Here is a 22,436-nt window from a genome sequence, read left to right as displayed (position 1 = left end):
GATCTCAGGAGATATTTAAAAATATGAAAAGAGTTTCTTTGTTCCTCGGCATTGCCGTCATAGCATTTGTCATTTTTTCTCAGACAGGTGCCCAGGCCGTTAATCGTTCGTTCGCTCAGCGTTTTGCCGCCGATACGCCCGCAGGCGACAGCGGTGCGTACAGTTTTGATAAGGCACACAGCTTTATCAACTTTAAGGTCAAGCATATGGGCCTGATCGAGGTTCCCGGATTTTTCAGGGATTTTACCGGCACGGTAAATTTTGACGCCAAAGACGTGACGAGATCCACGGTCGAATTTACCGCAAAGGCTACGAGCGTCGATACCGGCGTCGCCGCACGCGACAATCACCTTCGCTCAAAGGACTTTTTTGAAGTCGAGAAATTTGCCGACATTACCTTCAAAAGCACAAAGGTCGAGAAAAAGGGTAAGGCCCTGATGCTCACCGGCGATTTCACGATGAAAGGCGTGACCAAATCGATCACGTTTCCGTTTCAGATCGCCGGTTGGGTGCCGGCAAATGAAAAGGCCGGTGCCAAGATGGGTATCGTGGCTGAAACGTCCATAAATCGACGTGACTTTGGCGTCAATTATGGAGGCAATATGCCGAATGGCATCGCTACGCTCTCCGACGACGTCAAGATCGTTTTGCAGATCGAAGCAAACGGCACCAAGCCCGCCGCGGTAGCAACAAAACAATAGTCGATCCGCAATGTGCAGATGAAAAAGGCCGGACGCCGATCCCGGCCTTTTTTCTATTTTCCGGTGCAAGACCCCGACCCTCACCGTGCCAAAATTCGTGCCATAAATCGTGCCATTTTTGAACACGCGGGCCGCCTGTAAGCCATTGTCAACAAATATGTTGCAGCCACAAATCGTGCCATTTTTACGATGTGCAAGTAACACCGCTCGCAAAAATAGCATGGCCGTTTCTCGCCAAATCGAAACTTTCGGAATGGTCCCGGTGCAGAAGCCCGCACGGAGTAAGGGCATTCTCCGCGACGACGGACGCCCTTACTCCGTGCGGGCTTCTGCAATCGATGCTCCGACCTTTCAAGTCATCGGCCAGCCCGGAGACTTCGACGGTGCAACGGCGTTCGGCTCGGAAGCAGGAAGAAAGGTTGGCAAAAAAGGCTCCACCCCGCAAATTTAGAGGTGCGCAAAACGCCGCGTTAGTTGCTGGCCGAGCCTGTTGTCTAAGGCCGGAGGCAGACGTGCAATATTACAATTCTCGATTCAGATTCATACCGCTCGATCGTGTGAGCGAGCCGGAGTTCTTTCGGGCGTCAATTCACGGGCTTTTGTTCTATTGTCCGGTGTGTTTTTCGATGTCGGAAAACGCAATGTTGTAGATCGCGTATTGTTGCCAGGCTTTGAAATCGAAGTGCCACCATTCGTTGGCGTTGACGGTGAAACCGGCGGCTTCCATCAGTCGCCGCAGTTTGTCGCGATTGGCACGCTCTTCGTCGGTGCCGCCTTTGTAGTCGGGCGATGCACGATCCGAAAACTCATCGAAGGCGGAGGGCATAGGTATTGCTTTTCCGGTTTTTCGGTCGTAGATGCCGAGGTCGACAGCACATCCACGATTGTGTTTTGAGCCCTTTTCGGGATTGGCAACAAACATCCGTTTGTCCTCCGGTGTGACCTCCCAAAACAGCTTTGTAATCGCCCACGGCCGATAACCGTCGTAAATGACGAGACCGAGACCTTCTTTTTTGAGTAATTTGTGCACACGAACCACGGCCTCGGCCGCCGGTCTTTGCAAGAAAGCCCTTGCTTCGGGATAAACCACCTTGCCGACAAAATTGTCAGTCGTGGCGTACTTGATGTCGAGTTTTATCGATCTGCTGAGTTTGGTAAGTTCGATCAAGTCGGCTTCTCGCTTGTTGTCTTCCTTTGGCGGACCGCTCTGGCCAAGTACGCCTATGGAAAGGATAAGCCAAAAAATGACAATCGTAAATCGAGAACTCGGATTTCGTGACATTATCAAAACTTATACCTCAGGTATTGAAAAAAATATACGGAAGAGTTATGTTGGACAGAGATGTCCGAAAACGCTAACAAAAACGTATGTCCCGCCCGAAAGTGGACGAAACGCGCAGGCATCATTGCGTTTCTGTTTTTTCTCGGTAAAGGGTTAGTCTGGCTAGGCATCATCGCCGCCGGTGCTTATTACTCGTTCAACTAAGCGACCTCTTTTACGATCAAGGTTTCTTTGTCGCAGGCTCCGGCTCGACATCATCGTCCCGGATCACAACATCCGTTCCGTATTTCTGATAATCCTTAAATCTGATCACGTTTCTGGTCTCGATCAGTTTAGAGCTCTCGCGGCTTGTAAGCCTGACGTCAGACAGCAGCGGCAAAAGGTATTTGCCGTCAGTGATTGTCACCCAATCGTAGTCGATGATGCGTTTGGCCGAACGCACAGGGAAGTTGTCCGGGATCTCGGTCGCCTCGCTCTCTATACGTAAAACACGCCCGATCTCGCGGTCGATCCATACGCGGCCTTTCATCCCCGATATTGTCGAGTCGGTCGTGACCCGGCCCGCCGAGGTGATCATCTGCTTAGCCTTATCTTTCAGCACGACAAAATCGAATACCAAAACCTTTCTGGTTCGAATGACGTCGGTGTCCACGATCTCAAATTTTGTCTCGCTCTCCGGTTTGAAGACCGTAGCGAGCATCGTCACAAACTCCCCGGTCGAACTCGTACCGCCGGTGTCCTCGTAACTGCCTTTCGATTTCGGGTCATTGTTTAGGATGCCGTTGGTCGAAAGTACCCGATAGTCCTCTTCGCCGGTCGAGCGATAGCTGACGGCTACGACCAATCGGTCGAGATTTTTAAAATTGTTGGTTCCGCCGAATGCCCACGATCGCTGTATCTGCTGCTTTACGACAAAGTCTGGCATCTCGCCGACGGCCTCAAGCGTATTTGCGCGAGTGCGCTCGAGTATCGCTCCGGCATCCTTTGGCGCAGGCATCTGGGCACCTTGCGGGTTTTGCCGCCGACGCTCTGCTTCCTCAAGCGAACGCTGCAACTCCTCATCACCGCTGCTCTTGGACCGCGTCAATCCCCTGACGCCATCAGTCAGCGCAAAGCTGATCCCGCGTTTCCTGAGGGCATCGACGATTTCCTGCCTTACCTGCGGATCTTTCTGCAGTGAATATAAAAGCTTGACGTATTCCGCCTGTGTCAACGGAGTAACCTGTCCGATCGCGCCGATCGAAAGGGCTAGAAAAATAGTGATCGCAAGTAAACCTTTCATCTCTAACATTGATGCCCGACGGGCGTTTGGAGTTCGCCTGACGATATCTTAAAACCGCCGGCAAAGAGTAAAGCGGGGAACCCCTGATAATTGAGGATCCCCGCCCTAGTATGATGACGAATAATGGTAATAATTAATTAGTTAACCCATTCTTCTTCGTAGTTAAGCTGCCAGTGCCGTGTAACCCAAGCTTGGGCTGCGGTCACGGCAATGTTCTTCCATTTTTTAAAGTTATCTGAAACATTAAGTGCGGCAAGCGGTTTGCTCGGATCCCGTTCGACACGGATGACCTGAGTCGAAACCTCGATGATCGCCTTATCTTCTTCCATAAGTCGAAGACGGACCTCGCTGCCTACCGGCGGCAAGGTTTCGAGATTGACTAGCGTGCTGGTTTCACCAACGTTTTCAGTCATTCCCTCAATAGTAATGGTTTCACCGCTGACCGAGTCTATCCAACTGGCCTGAACGGGCATATTAGCCAAGATCCGATGATGCATAGGCGTTTTGTATGATGACGTAGCGTGTTCTACCTGTGACATATTCCCTCCTTTAAGGATTGTAGTTCGCTGACCCTGAAAAATCGGATTCAGCAAATTTCGAGACAAACATAATTCATAATTACAAAAAAGTCAAGTTTTCAAACTGTTCCCGAAACCCTTTTATCTAAAAGGGTTTTCCAAGATGTCGCGATCATTCTAATTTGTAACGATAAAAATTACAAATATGGGCGTAAATACCGACAACGGTATCGCAGCGACCACTCGTAAAATGCATTTGAGAGGCAAAAGGTTGCCCGCCGCCGACAAAAATTTAAGGGCTCAGGCAAGGGTCAAACGCGTAACAAAGACTTAACAATGTGTTAACCGGGATTTCTTACTCGGGTGCCACTCTTATTTACAGTCGTTGCGGTACTTAAATTGCATTATCGAGGACGTATTAAAAACGCCGGGTTATTGGCCTTCGGACAATGCGTTAATTATAGGAATCACCTACAAGCTAAAGGATTGTCAATTATAGGTTTAGATGGCAGGTTCGGCGACATTATGATTGCTTTTCGCGACGGCGAACTGTAGGAAATACGGTATAAAATCCGAAAAGTAATATAAAAATCCAAAAATCAAAAGAAAGAGGGAACTTCCTAATTCATTTATAGCAATAATGCTCCGGAAGATTTCACCTAAAGAGGTCAATAAAAACAAGATGACTAAAATTTTTTCAAGCAAAACATTATCAGCAATGATCCTGTTGGTGCTCGTCGCGGTCGGCCAATCATTTGGTCAGGCACAGGCGGGTTCCGGACAGATCACGGGCGTAGTTACCGACTCAAACGGTGCTGTTGTCCCGAGTGCTTCATTGACACTGATCAGCAAATCGACAAACGAAACCAAAACTTCGACAACGGGCGGAGACGGTACTTACCGTTTCGTGCTTTTGCAGCCGGGCAAGTACACGGTCAAGACGACCGCAGCTAACTTTGCCGAGGTCGTACTCGAGGTCGAGGTCCAGGTTGGACGTATTACCGATGCAAACGTAACACTCGGAGCCGGCGGCGTATCTGCCGTTGTCGAGGTTACTGCTGAGGGCGTGCAAACGACGTCGAACAACTTTGACGCGGTGCAGAATGAAACGGCGATCCAGAATCTGCCGATCAACGGCCGCCGCTTTCAGGACTTTGTCACGTTGACGCCGACCGCACAGGTCGATCCGTCACGCGGACAGATCTCGCTTTCCGGACAGCGTGGTATCAACAGCAACATCAACGTTGACGGCGTCGACTACAATCAGCCGTTCTTCGGCGGTGTCCGCGGCGGCGAGCGTTCAAACTCGGCGTTTACGATCCCGCAGGAATCAGTTCGCGAATTTCAGGTAGTTGCAGCAGGTTATTCGGCTGAATTCGGCCGTAGCTCGGGCGGTATCGTCAATGCGGTTACCAAGTCGGGTTCGAACGAAGTTCGCGGTTCGCTGTTTTACCTTCTTCGCCCTGAGCAGCTCGCGGCCGGCAACAATTTTGCCAAGGCACTTGCCGATCAGCGTCTGAACGCTCTCGGTGTCCAGGCTACCCTCGCACCGACCCAGCATCAGTTCGGCGGTTCGATCGGCGGCCCGATCGTAAAGGACAAACTCTTTTACTTCGCGTCATACGAGCAGCAGCGTTTTCGTGCTCCGCGTCAGGTTCTGTTCCAGAATCTAGTCGGTGTTGCGACACCCGTCGATGCCGGACAGGCAGCTGTTTACAATTTCTACCGTGGAAATGAAGCTCAGTATCAATCATCCAACGATGCCTATGCCGTACTTGGCAAGATCGACTGGAACGTGAATGATGCGAATCGTTTCAATGTCCGCTACAACTTTGCCGCCAACAAGGCACTCAACGGCGTCTCGACCGGTGAAACCGCTCTTGACCCGACCACAACGAGTTCGATCTCGACGAATGGTACGGAAGAAGATCGCAACCACATCTTTGTTGGTCAGATGATCACGACATTCTCGTCAAATCTTATTAACGAAATTCGTGGGCAATATGCTCGTGAGACGCGTCCGCGTACGCCGAATGAGTTGTTAGCTAATATCAACACCGCCATCGGCGTTTACGGAACACGTAACTTCCTGCCCACGACCCAGTACGATCGTCGTATCCAGATCGGAGATGCAATGACCTTTATCTCCGGTGCTCACACGATCAAATTCGGCGGCGAGTACAGTGATATTTTTGCCGACCAGACCTTTGGATTTAACCAGACCGGCGTTTACACATTCTCCGGCCTGAGTGCTACGACCGGTATTCTTGAGGCAATGAGCACGAATCGTACGGCGACCGTCCGCGGCCGCTTTGATACGACCACGGCCCGTTACAACTTGCAGATCGGTAATTTGTCGGGTGCTTACGGAATCAAAGAACTTTCGTTCTTTGCTCAGGATTCGTGGCGTATTAACCAAAAGTTGACGGTCAACTTTGGTCTTCGCTTTGAAAAGCAGTACAACCCGAGTGCCGAGGCAAACAATACGCCGGTACTTAACCTTGTCCGCAACACAGCTTGGCCCCTCTTTGGCAACCGCAAACTCGACCCGTCGATCATCCCGGACAGCCAGAATGAATGGGGACCGCGCATTGGATTTGCATATGACCCGATGGGCAATGGCAAGACGGTCATCCGCGGATTTGCTGGTGAGTACTATGCACGTACGCCGCTGATCGTGCTTGCGGCACCGTTCAACAATTTCCGGAATCCGGCAGGTGACCTTTCGGTTACACTCGGTTCGCCGGCATTTACGTCTGCCGGATTTAATCTGGCAACGTTTGAAACTCAGAATCCGCAGTACGTCGCAATTATGGGCGGCACCGGATTTACACCTAATACGGTTTATCGCCAATTTGCGATCCTGGGTATCAATCTCAACACGATCTCGCTCGCATCGCTCCCGATCTTGACTTCGGCTCAGGTCGCGACGATCCAGACCTCGATCCTGAATGCGACCACGAATCCGCCGGCTAACCTCGGTGCTTTCCAGGGAGCTAACTTTGTAGGAATCAATCCTGATTTCAAAAATCCGCAGTCGTTCCAGTGGGGCGGCGGAGTTGAGCATCAGGTGTCGAGCGGCATCACGATCGGTGCTGACTACTCAGAAGTAAACACGATCTATTTGCAGCGTAACCGCGACATCAATCTGCCGGCACCGACCGGTCTCGATCCTGTTTCCGGTCGCGTTCTGGTTAACAGATCGCTTCGTCCGCTGACCAATATCGGAACTCTTCAGATCCGCGATTCGTCGGCGAGATCGGTATACCGTGCGTTGACGCTCCGAATGAATATGAATCGTAAGTGGGGCCGCATCAATGCGTTCTACACGCTTTCACGTTCGATGTCGGATGACGATAACGAACGCGATGCCGGCGGTGTGTTGTACGACAATCCGTACGATCTGAGCTCGGAAATGTATAATTCCCGACTCGACCGTCGTCACCAGTTTGTTGCTAATCCTATCTTCTTCCTGCCGTGGGGCTTCGAACTGTCAAGTGCGATCCGCCTTCGATCGGGTTCACCCGTCGATTCACGCGTCGGATCCGACCTTAACGGCGACGGAAATAGCAACGAGCGACCGATGACGGCACCGGGATTGGAATTGAGACGTAATTACTTTACGAATCGTCCGATCTACAACGTCGACCTTCGCGTTCAAAAGGGCATCAAGTTTGGCGAGACCCGCAAACTTTTGCTTAGTGCAGAGTTCTTTAACGTAATGAATCGTTCGGACAGTCAGTTCTCAGGATCGTCCACAACGAACTATTGCGCTACGTCAAATAACGTTTGTGGCCTTAGCGGCATCACGAATATCAACTTCTTGAATTTGATCCAACAGAGTCCTTCGGCTACCAACAACGGTAAGCTGAATCTCTCAGGATTAAATCCGGGCCAGCAGGTATTCCAGATGCAGCTCGGTGCTAGATTCCAATTCTAATTTTCCGGTCAGACGGAAGTTTAGGCACGCTTGTTCGCAAGCGTGCCTTTTTTTTATCATTTTATCCGTGTACTCTTTTGATGATGCGTATCCTGCAAATATCATCGGCAAAAACATTCGGCGGCGGTGAGCGGCATATGGTAGATCTGTGCCGCGGCCTTCAGGACCGAGGACACGATGTCTTTGTTGCACTTCGGCCGACCAATGAATGGGAGAGCAGTCTCGACTTTGTGCCGCAGGATAATTTTTTACACGTGTCGATCCGCAATTCATTCGGGATGTTCAGTGCCAAGCGGATCGGCCGGTTTCTCAATGAAAAGAAGATCGATATCATCCACGCTCACGTTGCCCGCGACTATCTGGCGGCCGGCGTGGCGTGCCGCATCTCAAAGGAAACCCGGTTTGTATTGACCCGTCACGTAATGTTTTCGCTCAAGCCGTTTCATCGATTTGCCCTCAATAATGTCGATAAGGCGATCGCGGTGTCGCCGGCGGTCCGGGGCCAACTGGAAAAGATATTTCCGTCCGAAAAGGTGGCTGTTATCAATAATGGACTCCGCATCCCCGACCTCGCAGACAGTGAACGTCTTGGCAGAGAATTTCGTGCTTTTCATAAGATACCGGCGGATGCCAAGCTCATTGGTACGATGGGCGAACTTAAACCGCTAAAGGGACAGCGAGATCTGGTGCTGGCGGCCAATGAGATCGCCAAGACGGACGAGCGGGCGTACTTTGTGATCGCAGGAAAGGACAATACTGCGGACAGGCGATTTAGGCGAGAATTAAGACGGTTGGTCAAAGTTTTTGGGCTCGAAAGCCGATTCTTGTGGTTGGATTGGCTGGACGACACCTCACCGTTCTTCGCGGCGATCGATCTGTTTGTTTCGCCGTCGCATTCTGAGAGTTTTGGGTTGGCATTGCTCGAGGCGATGACTCGCGGAAAGGCCGTCGTCGCCACAGCGACGGACGGAGCCAAAGAATTGCTCGGCAATGTCGGCCGTCTCACACCGATCGCCGATCCGCTCGCACTTTCGGTAGCGATCAGGTCGATGCTAGATGACGATGAGCTTGCGAAAAGCAGCGGTGAAAAGTTGCGTGAAATTGCAGCAGACAGATTCTCACTAAAAAGAATGGTGGATCTGACAGAAAAGCTGTATTTTGATCTGACTGCTGAGTCTCGTAAAGCAAAGTAGAGTTTCACGGTTATAAGCATTGTCGGTGAGCATAGATGATCTCATTCGGTAAAAATATCTGTTGCGACTACGATCTGGCAACCGGCCGTGAATGGCTTCTGACCAATGGAATCGGAGGTTTTGCCTGCGGCACTATATCGGGCGCCGCGACCCGTCGATATCACAGCATTCTTACCTCGGCGGTCGATCCGCCATTGGGGCGGATCACGGTCCTTTCAAAATATGAAGAGACACTTGTCATAGACGGCCAACGGTACGAACTGTCGGCCAACCGCTATCCGAATGTGATCGAGCCGCAGGGATATCTCAATCTAAGCTCGTTTAGCATCGAACCATTCCCAACCTGGACGTATTCCGTCGGCGGACTTGAACTCGTAAAGACGCTATTTATGGTCCACGGCAGCAACACGGCCGTTTGCGAATGGGCGATCGCGGGTGGTGCATCTACGACGGTCGAACTCGAAGTCCGGCCGCTACTTTCTTTCGTCGATTACCACCATCTTCAGCACGAAGACCCAAGTTTTAACGCCGAGTATCTGATTGAAGACGGCCGCGTTGCCATTCGCCCCTATTCCGACAAGCCGACGCTCACGATCGCCCACAACGCTAATGCGGTGGACGAAAGCAGTTACTGGTATCGCAATTTTGAGTATTCGGTCGAACAAGAACGCGGGTTCGATTTTCACGAGGATCTGTTTCAACCGTTCGTGCTCCGATTTGACCTCAGTACAACGGCATTTGCGGTCGCCTCGACAGACGACGCAATTCCTGCAGATCCGCGGACATTGCGAGAGGCAGAATTATCGCGGCAGACCGAGATCATTGCGGCAGCCGGAAAGGTGGGCGAAGTTCAAAAAACTCTGGTGCTCGCAGCGGATCAGTTTATTGTAGAACGAGGCAACGGCCATTCGATCATCGCCGGTTACCCTTGGTTTTCTGATTGGGGCCGCGACACGATGATAGCTCTGCCCGGCCTCACGCTATCGACGGGGCGGCCCGAGATCGGACGTGCGATATTGCTCGAATTCTCAAATCATATCTCCGAGGGAATGATCCCGAACAGGTTTCCGGACGAGGGTGAGACTGCCGATTACAACACGGTTGACGCAACGCTCTGGTATTTCGAGGCGATCCGAGCATACGTCGAGTCGACAGGCGATAGTGAGTTTGTACGCGAGCTACTGTTTGACAAGCTCGTCGATATCATCGAATGGCACCTTCGCGGCACTCGGTACGGCATTCGTGTAGATACCGACGGATTGCTGATCGCGGGTGAGGCGGGAACGCAGCTTACGTGGATGGATGCTAAGGTCGGCGATCTCGTAATCACACCGCGGATCGGCAAACCGGTCGAGATACAGGCACTCTGGTACAACGCTCTACGGATAATGTCAGACTTTGCTCTCGATTTTGAGCGTGATGCCGAATATCGACATTTCACCTCGATGGCTGAGTTGTGTGAACAGAGTTTCAATGCGGTTTTTTGGAATCGCGGCGAACAATGCTTATACGACGTTGTCGATCGTAGTGAGCGCGATGGATCGGTCAGGCCTAATCAGATATTTGCCGCCGGACTCACCCATTCGATGTTAAGCCGGGAGCGGGCCAGGTTGGTTGTAGACCAAGTCGAATCTGAGCTCCTGACGCCGTTCGGCTTGAGGTCGCTGTCACCCAAAGACTCGCGTTATTGTCCGGAATATAGCGGTAGCCCGGTTAAGCGCGACTCGGCCTATCATCAAGGAACCGTTTGGGCGTGGCTGATAGGCGGGTTTGTCGATGCATATCGCCGTGCTTATCCGGAACGCGAGAATCGTGTAGAAGAGTTCACAAGTGGGCTGAGAGAGCATCTTTCATCAGCAGGCATCGGTCAGATATCAGAGATATTTGACGCCGAGCGGCCATACACACCTCGCGGTTGTTTTGCTCAGGCGTGGAGTGTTGGCGAACTCCTTCGTATCCTGAGTCACAAGGATAGAGGTGCCGATGTTGATTCGTAAGCAACAGGTTAATCCCGTTGGGCAACAAATTGTCGGTAATGTTTGATGTTACGTCCAATTGCGGTTTATCTTCTAAGCTATGAGTAAATATGTTCTTGTCCTGCTGATGGTACTCTTGTGTTCATCTATGTCTTTTGCAGACGCCGAAAGAACTCGCCGAAATGTGGGAGAAAGAGCATATTTCGAAGTATTTCCCCTCCGATGTTCGGCATAAGGACCTCCTCATATATCTCGACGATCTACGAAAACTCGGGCTCAAGGTCGATGAGGTAGGCCGTAGCAACGCGGAAAGGTCGATATACCAAGTCGAGTTTGGCCGCGGGCCTCTGAAGATCTTTATGTGGTCGCAGATGCACGGCGACGAACCGACGGCGACCTCAGCCTTGGTCGATATGCTGTCGTATTTCCAAAAGCATCGCCAAGAGGATTGGGTCAAGAAGATCGAGGAAACAGTTACGATACGAGCCGTGCCGATGCTTAATCCGGACGGTGCGGAGGCCTACCAACGGCGTAATCTTCAGGGAATCGATGTCAATCGCGATGCCGCCGACTTGCGGACACCGGAGGCTCGGTTGCTTAAGAAACTTCGTGATGATTGGTCGCCGGCGATCGGCTTCAATCTACATAATCAGCAGGCATTGACGACTGTCGGCCGGACGCCAAAGCAAGCGGCGATCTCACTTTTGGTGGTGTTTGGTGATGAGGCAAAGACCGTAAATGAGGGCCAGGCACGAAATCAACGCGTCGCGGCGGCGATGGCCACAGCTCTACAACAACTGATACCGGGCCATATCGGGCGTTACGACGATGAATGGGCACCTACCGCCTTTGGCGATAATTTTTCGGCGTGGGGGACGCCGGTGATATTGATCGAAACGGGAGCGCTCCACGGCCGGGACGAGATGTTTCTGGTTAAGATGAATTTCGTCGCTTTTGTAACTGCGATCCAATCGATAGTTACGGGTAGCGAGAAGACGCAGGATCCGGCGGCGTACATATCGCTACCGAGCAACGGCTCCGGCGGTATTGTAAATTATCTGTTTCGCAGGGCCAACATCATCGACCACGGCGATCGAACGGTGGGTGACATAGCTGTGATAGCGGAGCGTCGGCGAGCGAGCTTTGTGGTGTCGGCCAAAATATCGGCCGTCGGAGCGCTCGGGACTCTGCACGGGCTCGACGAATACGACGCTTCGGGTTTTAATGTTTACCAGCGATTTGGAAAGGTCCGTCCCGGTGAACTTGGCGAATTTTATTTTTATAAGACAGATCGAGTTGTTGATTGGAATAGTAGTGATCTGGTTTTCAAATTTCCGCCCGATGCTATCTTTTCAGCCGGCAGATTTATCAAAGGCGCGGAGCTTATACCTAAAAAGTAGCGATTGACGTGTTAACACTGTTCAAGATCAAGAATATTGCCCTGATTGACCGGCTCGAGATCGAGTTCGGCCCGGGACTCAATCTGCTTACCGGCGAGACCGGATCGGGAAAATCGATCATCGTCGACAGCCTGGGGGCTCTGACCGGAGACAGGCTTTCTAGCGAACTCATCAAGCAGGGTGAAACCTCGGCACAGATAGAGGGATATTTTACGGTTGAGCAAGACCTGGAGCTTTCCACGATCTTTGAAGAATCGGGCGTCGATATCGAACCGGACGCAGAGATCATCGTCCGCCGCGACCTTTCGATCGCGGGCAAAAACCGGATATTTGTTAACGATCAGAGTGTCACGCAAAATTTCCTTAAGCGGATCGGCAGCTACCTCGTGGACATTCACGGCCAGGGCGAGCAAGCCGAACTCTACCACGTCGAAACTCACATCAGACTGCTCGATACGTTTGCCGGCGCAGATGGTTTGATCAAGACGGCGGCGGCGGCATTTCGCTCTTGGGCAAATGTTCGGGCTCAGCTCGTGAGTTTGCATAAGGATGAGTCCGAAAAGCTGCAGCTTGTTGACGTTCTTCGATTTCAGGTGGACGAGATCAAGCGGGCGGATCTGAAGCCGGGCGAGGATGCCGAACTCGAGGACGAAAAGCGCCGGGTTGGGAATGCGGAAAAACTGTCGAATCTCAGTGATGAGGCATATGCTCTACTGTATGAAAACGACCATTCGACCGTTTCCACGCTGGAAAGGGCCGCCCGAAAGATAGCCGAACTCGGAGAGTATGATGCGAGTTTCCGCGAGTTTGACGAAGGTCTCAGGTCGGCTCAGGCTGTGGTTGAGGAACTCGCCATCGCTGCTCGAGACTTTCGTCACCGGCTCGATTTTTCACCGGAACGCCTGAACGAGATCGAGGGCCGTTTGGCTGAGATATTCCGCATAAAGCGCAAGTATGGCGATGCGATCGAGGTCATCCTGGAACATTTGGCCGAATCAGAGCGGCGGTTGGGTAATATCGAGACAGCGGAACTGCGTGAACAGGAACTTGAACGCGAACTCGCCGATCGACGAAGTGACTATATTACCGCGGCCAAAAAGCTTCACGACAAGCGCGTTGTCGCTGCTAAGGCCTTCGAAAAAGCGGTCGAGGCGAGTTTGGCCGGAGTAGCACTCGAGAAAGCTCGATTTGAGGTGCGTATCGATGCTCCCGCAACTGATCAAGCGGATGCCGAACAACGGTTCTCAGTTAATGGTTACGACACCGTCGAATTTTACTTTTCTGCCAATCCCGGAGAACCGACAAAGCCGCTCGCAAAGGTTGCCTCCGGCGGCGAGGCTTCGCGATTGATGCTGGTGCTCAAAACGACCGTCCGATCCGGAGGTCAGAAAAAAGCCGCCGTATTTGATGAGATAGACGTCGGCATAGGAGGGCGCGTGGCCGAGGCGGTCGGGCGAAAGCTAAAGGATCTGTCGAGTACATCGCAGGTCTTATGTGTCACACATCAGCCCCAGATCGCGTCGATGGCTGACCGCCATTTCGTAGTTGAAAAGGACGTCTCGGGCAGGAGCACCTCTGTCACCGTACGCGAACTTAGCCGCGAAGAAAAAATCGAGGAGATCGCCCGAATGCTAGCCGGCGAACACATCACCGATGCCGCCCGCGAAAATGCCCGAACGATGCTCGCCGGGTCGGCCTAGTAATAACTATGGATCCTGTAATTTTGGCAAATGTGATCCGCGGCGAAACCGTCGAGTCTATCCATCGGGGCCACTTTATTGTTCTCGATGGCGACGGCCGTACGATCGCATCTGCCGGCGACGCGTCGGCGGTGACGTATTTTCGTTCGTCGTGCAAGTCATTGCAGGCAATACCGTTTATCGCAAGCGGTGCGGCGGATCGGTTTGGTTTTACCGAGGATGAGATCGCTCTCGCGGTCGCGTCACACTCGGGCGAGCGGATCCACGTTGCAACCGCGGAGCGTATGCTCTCGAAGGCGGGATTCACCGAATCTGACCTCCGCTGCGGTGCCCATCTGCCGTTTAACGAAGCCGAGGCCCACCGGATGATCGCCGTCGGCGAGCGGCCGACCCAACTTCACAACAACTGCTCGGGCAAACACGCATCGATGCTCGCCTTTGCCAAACATATCGGTGCTGACGCCGCGACCTATGAGTCACCTGAAAATCTGGTCCAAGTCGCTATCCTCAATTGCGTTGCCCAATTTACCGAGATGCCCGCCGATCAAATAGCGGTCGGTATTGACGGATGCGCGGTACCAAATTTTGCCGTGCCGATCGCTGCAATGGCGAAAAGCTTCATCAATCTGCTATCGCCGCCAGCGTCACTCGGCGAAAAGACTGCCGGGGCTTGCAAACGTATCGTCTCTGCAATGCTCAGATTCCCAGAGCTCATCGGCGGCACCGGTCGTCTCGACACAATAATTATGAAGGCTACTGACGGACGCCTCATCTGTAAGGTCGGTGCCGACGGCGTCTGGCTCTCCGGCGTTTTGCCGTCAGACAGATGGCCCGCCGGTCTTGCGGTCGCTCTCAAGATAGAGGATGGGGACGATTACCTTTCCCGCCCCGTTGTGGTGGTCGAGATACTTCGGCAATTAGGTTTCTTACCATCTGATGGCCTGCCGGATCTCTCACCGATGCCCGTCAAAAACCGCCGCGGAGACGATGTTGGTCAAATAAACGCAGATATCGCGAGATTTTTCTAGACGGTCGACGGAAATCCCCTGTCTTTCGCGCGTCATATTTATCTGCTCAATGGCTTATCCAGTGCTGAAAATTGCATTAAATGGGTTCATAATGTTCTGGGAAGGTTGATTCACCCAAAGGTGTGCCGACTTCGCTAATTGCCGGTTTCGCCTTCTCCAAGGAGTACCAGAGCAATGAAGATCACGACTCGTAATATTTGCAGGCTCGCATGGCAAAACGGCCAAGACTGCTTTTGGAAATCAACCGCGCCGCTCGTCCTCGCGTTATCGCTTATCGCCGCCCCATTTGCCGCAGAAGCTGTCTCACAGGGGGCGTCATCCATAGTTATTCACGATACCACCACGGCGGCGAATGGCGGCGAAAGCTCAACATCATCGTTTCGGAGCGAATTCGCGTCGGCCTTAGCGAGAGAAAAACCGTGCGTCGAAACGATGGACGACCAGGACATTCGGGATACGATCCAGGATGAGAGGGAACGCGAACTCCTGGAGGGCGGCGATTCGAACGAAGCCCTTAAGAATCTCGGCGACAGGATGGGTGCGAGTATGGTGATGACCGTCGGGGCAATGTCGGTAGGTGGCGGCAAGGTCTACTCGGCTTCGGTAATGGACACGAAGACCGCGCGGACAGTCGCTCGCGAAACAGGGGGTGACGGATCAGCCAAACAGATGGCTGAGAAACTTGTGCGATCGCTCGGCCCGCAACTGGCGGATGATTGTAAGCCCCATTGGGTCGGAACGGTCATATATTCATACACATTTAATGAGTCCAAGCAGACTACCGACGGTGGTGCGACCCACGCGACCAGAAGAAATGTGAAACGCACAATTAACCAAACTTCGATGATGACCACGACCATCAAGGCAACTCTGCAAAAACCTCCTTCGGGCGGCAGCAGATCGGTCAACTCGCCGAACGCCCGCGTAATGCATAGGGTTCAATCAATATTTGAAAAGAGATCAAGCTCCAACGGCGAGGAACGCTGTCGACTGCCCGGAAGGAACCCTTTCTTTAAGGGATTCAGCGACGAATATTCCGAGACTGTCACCCAACTTGGCCAGGGCACGGATGTGATGCCGGTCTCTATCTCGATCGATGGCGACGGGAGTTATAGCATCAAGGTGACGGCCCCGGGCGGCACCCTGTATGGCAAGATCGAGACTTCACGCAGCAGCTCGACCTGCACCTCCGACGCTCCGCCGCCTGTGACGGATGCTCAAGGTATGCCCGAGGGGAAATTGCAGGCTACCAGCTTTGATGCGGAGGGAATATCAAAGTCGGCAAAACCCGATTCGCTTTCCGGTAGCCAAACTTCGGCGGACGGACGTACAAAGATCAGCTGGAACCTGAGACTTGTAAAGCCGAAGGGGAAGTGACAGACGCTGTGATCTGTCCGACTTGTCACCTATGCCGGTCAAGAACCGCCGCGGAGGCCACATTGGTCAGATTGACGCTGATATCGCGCGATCTTTCTAAACGACCGCCGACAGATCTGCATCTTTCCACCCAGAGGATTATTGGATTCCTGGCATTTCTATTGCTGAAATTTGGAATAAATGGGTTCATAATGTTCTGGCAAGGCTTATTCACCCAAACGGTGTGCCGACTTCATTAATCGCCGGTTTCGCCTTCGCCAAGGAGTACCAAAGCAATGAAGATCACGACTCTTAGTATTTGCAGGCGTGAAATGCAAAACGGCAAGAACGGCATTTGGAAAACAACCGCGTCGCTCATCCTCGCGATGCTATTTATCGCCGTGCCTTTTGCGGCGGAAGGACTCTCACAGAAGGCGTCATCGATCGTCATACGCGACTCAACCAGCGCAGTTAACGGTGGAGCGAACGCTACGTCCAGCCTCAGGAACGCGATCGAATCCGCGTTGATTCGGGAAAATCCGTGCCTTGAAACGACCAATGACCAGGTTATAGAGGATGCTCTTCAGGACGAACGCGACCGCGTAGGGTGGGAAGGCGGCGATTCGAGTGAGGCTTTGAAAGCTATCGCCGATCAGATCGACTCAGATCTGGCGATGTCGGTAAAAGCACTTCCCGGTCCAAACGGTTCGGTCATCTATTCTGCGTTCGCGATCAATATGAAAACCGCAACGAGCATCGCTCGCGAATCGGGCGGCAGCGGGTCCGAACAAGAGATCGCTGACAAACTCGCACGTTCGATCGCCCCGTACACTACGAAAACGTGCAAGCCGCATTGGGTCGGAACGATCGTCTATTACTATTCAAAAGAAGAGACCAAGCAGAAGACGGACGATGGGCGGGCTTATGAAGGCAGGCGAAATGTCACAAGGGAATTAACGGCAACGACGAAGATGACGACGATCATCAAGGCGACGCTGCGTCCTCCGATCGAAGGCAAATCGGTCACTTCGCCGACCGCGAACGTCTCACACCGGGTCCGATACTTCTACACCAGGATCTCGAAATCCAGCGGGCAGCAAAGGTGCCGCCTCCCCGGAAAGAGCACGTTCTGGAAGGATTTCAGCGAGGCGGAAGAGGAGATCACGACGAAGATCGGAGAAGGCAGGGGCATTATGCCGGTCTTCATCGTGTTTGATCGTGACGAAGCCTACACCATCAGGGTCAACGCTCCGAAGGGCACAATGTTGGGCAAAGTGGAATTCAAGAGCCAACTTGCCAACTGCGGCGAGGCTCCGCCGCCTCCGACATCGGAAGCAAAGAATTTGGACGAAGGTGAACTTTCGGCAACCGGCTTTGAAGCAACCGGCAAGATCGAAGCGAAAAATCGGACTTCCCTGTCCGGTCAGCAGACGTTGGCTGACGGTAATACCAAGATCGAGTGGAAATTGCGCCTCGTGGGACCGATGGAAAAAAAATGATATCGCGGCCATGATAACCTTACTATTGTTCTATGATCGAAGACGAACAGTATTACGCTGCGACCAAAACCAATTTTTTGCGCACGCTCGCCGCGGCCGGGGACACCGATGATATTCGGAGCGAGGTCGGCGATCTCAAGGTGTCGAGAGTGCTAGACATCGGTTGCGGTATCGGGCAAGCTCTTTATCCGCTTGCGGTTGCCGATGGGATAATGGGGGTTGGTGTCGACGTCAGCGAAGAAAGTTTGCGGATCGGCCGGGAGATCTACCTCGAGAAGTTTCCCGAAGCACGTATCTCATTCGTACGGTCAATGGCCGAATCGCTGCCGTTCGAGGACGAGAGTTTCGACCTGGTAAATTGTGGACTTGCATTGCCCTATATGGACAATGCGCGGGCAATCTCGGAAATGTCGCGGGTGATGCGGCCGGACGGTATATTGCTACTCAAGATACATCATCCGCGCTTTTATCTTGGTGAGATCGCACGAGGGTTAAAGGGTGACGGTTTGGCTCCGGTGATACACGGTATACGAGTGCTGATCGCGGGGACTGCGTACCATATTTGTGGACGTCAACCGCGATTTAAGCCTCTGCACGAATCGTATCAGACCGAATGGATGCTTCGCCGTGAACTGCCGAGGCACGGCCTCACCATTGAGCGTCCGCAGAAACGAACAAATGCCGGCACGCCGGCATTCGTTATTAGAAAGATCTGATAGAGCCGGCCTATTTAGCTTGGGCGACACCGAAGCGAGCCTTAAAATCATCTCTGCCAAACGTCCGATCGAGCCACATATTGGTTAGTTTTTCCTGTATGCTGTTCGCCCTAAGCCGATCGTTTAGATTCTTAAAGTCAACAAAATCAAGGTGCTGATCCTGATTAAAGCACGAGAATACAAAGAATTCTTCGCCCGTATGCGGATTTACGTGACGCTGCAAACATTGGGCACAGACCTCTTTCATCATACATTGCATCGGTGAGTTGATCGATCCGATGGCCGTGTGGTGTTCGTTGAGATACGGTTTGAGTGTCGTGTGCCGAGCCTCTCGCACGCCGTTCATCATTCGATCCGAACCGATAGCGATGATGCGATCTACTTTCTTTAGGTCGACACTTTGATGCCCCAGTTTTCCTTCAGAGTAGGCGATCATTGCCTCAACGATATTTCCGCGGTAATGTGCGTCCTGGGGACGATTAGCAGTGATCTCGTTACCCGAGTCGGTTGCCCAAATGATCTGATCGGTAGCGTTTTCGATCTCTTCGCGCTTGAAAAGGTCCGCGCCGTTCTTATAGCCCGCAAAATAGATGACGCGATTGTTCTTTTCGCGTAGGGCACGGGCGATCGAAAAGAGAACTGCATTTCCCAATCCGCCGCCTGCCAGTAGAACGGTTTCGTTTTCGGTGATCTCGGTCGGCGTACCGGTGGGGCCCATTACGAGGACTTCCTCGCCTTCTTTGAGCAATTGGCACATCCGCGACGATGTTCCCATTTCGAGGACGATCATCGACAACAAGCCTTTCTCTTCATCTACCCACGCGCCTGTAAGAGCAAGGCCCTCCATCATCAGGCGTTTGCCGTCAATGACGGGCGCGGTTGTTTCAAAATTCTGCAGGCGATAAAACTGGCCTGGCTCGAATTTGCGTGCCTGGAGCGGTGCCTTTACAACGACGTCGACGATGGTCGGGGTCAGGCGCTCGACCTTGACCACATATGCTCGAAGTTGCTCGTCGAGTTTGGCGGTCAGATCGTCAAAGATGCGGTCACGTTCACTCTGTTGCAGTACGGTGTCTGTCGCAAACTCATCAGCGAAGATCTCGGCGACCCTTTCATAGCCGTGTTTTGCCGATGCCATCGCTTTGACGACGTTGCCGGCATATTTTGGATGGTTATCTCCGTAATAGCTTATAAACTTGCCTTCGTGCTCGTATGAAGTGAAAAATCCGGTTTCGCCCTTTGCGGCCTCGACCGGGTGCAATTTGCCGTCGGCGCCGCGCTCGATCTTAAACGGCTGAAAGAATTGCCGCCATTCATCCATCTTAAAGGTGCCCGGCTTTTCCTTTTCGTAGATCACGTTCGGCGAGGTTCCTGCGGCGACGCATACGGTTCTGGCCGGAAACTCGTGCATCTCACCGCTGTTTTCGAATTTACCGGTTTCCGGGATGTAGTTAAGGCTTTCAAAAACGATCGCCTTTACGGCACCGAACTCATCCGGCACGGCCTCGGTCGGGCTCATACATTCGACAATGTTTATACCCTCTTCGAGAGCCTTCTGCACCTCTTCGTGATTAAGCCGATACGCCGGCGAATCCTGTAGGCGTTTGCGATACACAAGCGAAACGCCGCCCCAGGACTGAACAAGCGGTACGAAATTGGGGGCTTCGCCCGCCGCCGCCGCTCTGGCCCGTTCGGCCCGGATCGCGGCACCGTGCGCCAAAAACTCCTTAAACGTCGCGAGTTCCTCGTTGTCGAAAACCGCCAGAGCACGTTCCTCGCCAAATTCCTCGACAACCTGTTCAAATTTACCGAGCATTTTTTCGACTTGCACCGGATAATAGGCAAATATTTCCGTTGCCGTGTCGACGCCGGTGAGTCCGCCGCCGATAACGACGGCCGGCAACCTGACCTGCAGATTCGAAAGCGTGTCTTTCTTGAACGCGCCGGTAAGTTGCAGGGACATCAGGAAATCCGAGGCCTGCCGGATCCCGCGAATGAGGTTATTCTTCATCGGTACGATCGTCGGGCGTCCTGCACCGGTCGCGATCGCGATATGGTCAAATCCGAAATCCCACGCGTCCTCGATGGTCAGAGTTCCGCCAAATCGAACCCCGCCATAAGCGCGAAAACGCTTGCGGCGAGTCAACATTAGCTGGATCATCGTCAAAAAGTTCTTGTCCCAGCGTACCGTTATGCCGTATTCAGAAACTCCGCCAAACCCCGAAAGGATACGCTCATCGAGTTCTTCGGTCACTTCGCCGATGTCTTTTATTGCCTTAGGGACGGAGCGTCCGCAGTCGCCGGTCCAATCGGTCGGGAGCGGTTCGATCTTCAGTCCGTCCAATCCGATGACGCCAAACCCTTCATTAAGTAGGTAGTGCGAGAGCGTGTAACCTGCCGGCCCGAGACCGACGACCATCACGTTTTTGCCATTGTAGGGAAGAGCGTAAGGCCGTTTTGCATTCAACGGATTCCAACGGGTCAACAGACTGTAAATCTCAAATCCGTAAGGCAACTTTAGAACATCGGTCAACGACGCAGTTTCGGCAAGCGGTATATTTACAGGGTCCTGCTTTTGAAAAATGCAGCCCTTCATACAGTCATTGCAGATTCGGTGCCCCGTGCCGGCGCACATCGGATTATCGATCGCAATAATCGCAAGCGAACCGATAGGGTCACCCTGCTTTTTGAGCATATGCATCTCGGAGATGCGCTCCTCGAGCGGGCAGCCTTCGGTCTTGATGCCGAGCGGATTGCGCTTTGCGGTGCCGTCCGCTTCGCGAAGGCCGGTCGAGCACGCATCTTTCCCACGCTCGTGGCAGATCATACAGTAATCGATCTCATACAGAGCGTCCCGCATCTCCCCGCGGTCATCGGTCAGCTTAAATCCATCACGTCGCCGCATCTGGGATTCCTCGCCCCGCATAATATTGTGCAGCTCTGGATCCGGGTGGATCAGATGGACGAGGCTCTGGTAGTCGAGTGGATGCGGCGTCTTGAAACTGTGCCATTTCTTTGATTTGTTGAAGAATGCAGATGCCGACCACGCCTCGATCAGTCGGAGGGCGGCCTTAATCGTCAGCAGATCGCCGGTGCTGTCGATCTCGAGTATAAATGCGGAAAATAGTTTGCCGAATGCCTTGTCGCCGAGTTTATTAAAGGCAGAATGGACGTTTTCTATCGTTCGTTTTGTTTCCGGGTCGAGCTCAGTCTCTTTCGTCAGGGCCTCTTCGGCCTTTACCAAAAGTGCGGTCATCGTCGCTATCGACAGCTCCTCGTCGCGCACCATCGTTTGGTCAAAGGCGTTATTCCTTAGTTCGAGCACCGCTTCCCAGAGTTCGGCTTCGTTGAATTGGCCGACAGCATCGGCCTTGAACGCCTTGGTAGCACGCCTTTGGACAAAAAACTTGTACTGCCAAACGGGATTTTGGACAAGAACCGCAGATTCGACCTCGGCCATCGCCTCCTTGATGCCAAATAGCCGCGCGACAAAATTCGATAGGTACGGTGCCGCATCGGTCAAGATCTTTGATTCGACGCGCCGCTCGATCCCTCGGCCGTGTGTGGCGATATATTTCGAAAGTGCGTCGTGAAGTATCGGTTCCTTGTCAGCGACCTCTGCGTAGAACGCATCCGCCAGGTCCTTTAATCTCGCCGCGTCAAAAAGATCTGAGTAGTTAAAACCGGGAATGCCAAGTACGAAGTCACGCGACTCGATCGATTTAAGTTCCATCATAGTTATGTCCACACAGCTCGCATCGAGCAGGTAAAGCTAAATGAATAATATACCACTTGGCCTTGACCGCTTCCACTACTGCCGACGGCGGCAAGACCAAAGATCGGCT

At 52.7% G+C, this 22,436-nt stretch carries 16 protein-coding genes; 12 read left to right on the top strand and 4 right to left on the bottom strand.

The annotated features are described in order from the left end of the window. Window positions 1-23 precede the first annotated feature (23 nt). Together IPQ00_12360 and IPQ00_12355 are read left to right on the top strand one after the other, a co-directional pair. On the top strand, window positions 24-701 hold the full coding sequence (locus IPQ00_12360) for a YceI family protein (protein ID MBL0241351.1): 678 nt from the start codon (window positions 24-26) through the stop codon (window positions 699-701). 253 nt (window positions 702-954) lie between these two features. After that, a complete protein-coding gene (locus IPQ00_12355; GenBank protein ID MBL0241350.1) occupies window positions 955-1,152 on the top strand; it encodes a hypothetical protein in 198 nt (65 codons plus the stop codon). A 153-nt stretch (window positions 1,153-1,305) separates the two neighbouring features. On the opposite strand, the gene IPQ00_12350 is transcribed toward IPQ00_12355, so the two are convergent. Beyond that, a complete protein-coding gene (locus IPQ00_12350; protein ID MBL0241349.1) occupies window positions 1,306-1,983 on the bottom strand; it encodes a M15 family metallopeptidase in 678 nt (225 codons plus the stop codon). 60 nt (window positions 1,984-2,043) lie between these two features. Here IPQ00_12350 and IPQ00_12345 point away from each other — a divergent pair, with 60 nt between their 5' ends. Next, window positions 2,044-2,187 carry a hypothetical protein gene (locus IPQ00_12345; GenBank protein MBL0241348.1) on the top strand — a complete coding sequence of 48 codons (144 nt, stop codon included), beginning with the start codon at window positions 2,044-2,046 and terminating at the stop codon, window positions 2,185-2,187. Window positions 2,188-2,203: 16 nt separating this feature from the next. Here IPQ00_12345 and IPQ00_12340 read toward each other — a convergent pair whose 3' ends face one another. Together IPQ00_12340 and IPQ00_12335 are read right to left on the bottom strand one after the other, a co-directional pair. Then, the gene (locus tag IPQ00_12340; protein ID MBL0241347.1) at window positions 2,204-3,265 is read right to left on the bottom strand and encodes a hypothetical protein; all 1,062 of its coding nucleotides are present in this window, start codon (window positions 3,263-3,265) and stop codon (window positions 2,204-2,206) included. Between the two features lie 137 nt (window positions 3,266-3,402). Beyond that, window positions 3,403-3,804 carry a hypothetical protein gene (locus IPQ00_12335; GenBank protein ID MBL0241346.1) on the bottom strand — a complete coding sequence of 134 codons (402 nt, stop codon included), beginning with the start codon at window positions 3,802-3,804 and terminating at the stop codon, window positions 3,403-3,405. A gap of 661 nt (window positions 3,805-4,465) precedes the next feature. On the opposite strand from IPQ00_12335, the gene IPQ00_12330 reads away from it, so the two are divergent. The 9 genes from IPQ00_12330 to IPQ00_12290 all read left to right on the top strand — a co-directional run bounded on the left by IPQ00_12330 (window position 4,466) and on the right by IPQ00_12290 (window position 18,591). Further along, the gene (locus tag IPQ00_12330; GenBank protein ID MBL0241345.1) at window positions 4,466-7,723 is read left to right on the top strand and encodes a TonB-dependent receptor; all 3,258 of its coding nucleotides are present in this window, start codon (window positions 4,466-4,468) and stop codon (window positions 7,721-7,723) included. Between the two features lie 80 nt (window positions 7,724-7,803). Beyond that, window positions 7,804-8,916 carry a glycosyltransferase family 4 protein gene (locus tag IPQ00_12325; protein ID MBL0241344.1) on the top strand — a complete coding sequence of 371 codons (1,113 nt, stop codon included), beginning with the start codon at window positions 7,804-7,806 and terminating at the stop codon, window positions 8,914-8,916. Window positions 8,917-8,951: 35 nt separating this feature from the next. Beyond that, window positions 8,952-10,913: a glycogen debranching enzyme family protein gene (locus tag IPQ00_12320; protein ID MBL0241343.1), complete on the top strand. Its 1,962-nt coding sequence runs from the start codon at window positions 8,952-8,954 to the stop codon at window positions 10,911-10,913. Between the two features lie 134 nt (window positions 10,914-11,047). Continuing rightward, a complete protein-coding gene (locus tag IPQ00_12315; GenBank protein ID MBL0241342.1) occupies window positions 11,048-12,292 on the top strand; it encodes a peptidase M14 in 1,245 nt (414 codons plus the stop codon). Window positions 12,293-12,300: 8 nt separating this feature from the next. Then, window positions 12,301-13,992, top strand: a complete 1,692-nt coding sequence (recN, locus tag IPQ00_12310) for a DNA repair protein RecN (GenBank protein MBL0241341.1) — start codon at window positions 12,301-12,303, stop codon at window positions 13,990-13,992. 8 nt (window positions 13,993-14,000) lie between these two features. Further along, on the top strand, window positions 14,001-15,020 hold the full coding sequence (locus IPQ00_12305; GenBank protein ID MBL0241340.1) for an asparaginase: 1,020 nt from the start codon (window positions 14,001-14,003) through the stop codon (window positions 15,018-15,020). 174 nt (window positions 15,021-15,194) lie between these two features. Then, window positions 15,195-16,397 carry a hypothetical protein gene (locus IPQ00_12300; protein MBL0241339.1) on the top strand — a complete coding sequence of 401 codons (1,203 nt, stop codon included), beginning with the start codon at window positions 15,195-15,197 and terminating at the stop codon, window positions 16,395-16,397. Between the two features lie 275 nt (window positions 16,398-16,672). Further along, on the top strand, window positions 16,673-17,875 hold the full coding sequence (locus IPQ00_12295) for a hypothetical protein (protein MBL0241338.1): 1,203 nt from the start codon (window positions 16,673-16,675) through the stop codon (window positions 17,873-17,875). 32 nt (window positions 17,876-17,907) lie between these two features. Then, window positions 17,908-18,591, top strand: a complete 684-nt coding sequence (locus tag IPQ00_12290; GenBank protein ID MBL0241337.1) for a class I SAM-dependent methyltransferase — start codon at window positions 17,908-17,910, stop codon at window positions 18,589-18,591. A gap of 10 nt (window positions 18,592-18,601) precedes the next feature. On the opposite strand, the gene IPQ00_12285 is transcribed toward IPQ00_12290, so the two are convergent. Continuing rightward, the gene (locus IPQ00_12285) at window positions 18,602-22,324 is read right to left on the bottom strand and encodes an FAD-dependent oxidoreductase (protein ID MBL0241336.1); all 3,723 of its coding nucleotides are present in this window, start codon (window positions 22,322-22,324) and stop codon (window positions 18,602-18,604) included. Between the last annotated feature and the right edge of the window lie 112 nt (window positions 22,325-22,436).

Origin of the sequence: Chloracidobacterium sp. (genome assembly GCA_016720705.1) — a bacterium.
Taxonomy (GTDB): Bacteria; Acidobacteriota; Blastocatellia; order Pyrinomonadales; family Pyrinomonadaceae; genus OLB17.
Note: the sequence above shows the minus strand (reverse complement) of the source record. Positions and strands in the feature narration are given on the sequence as shown.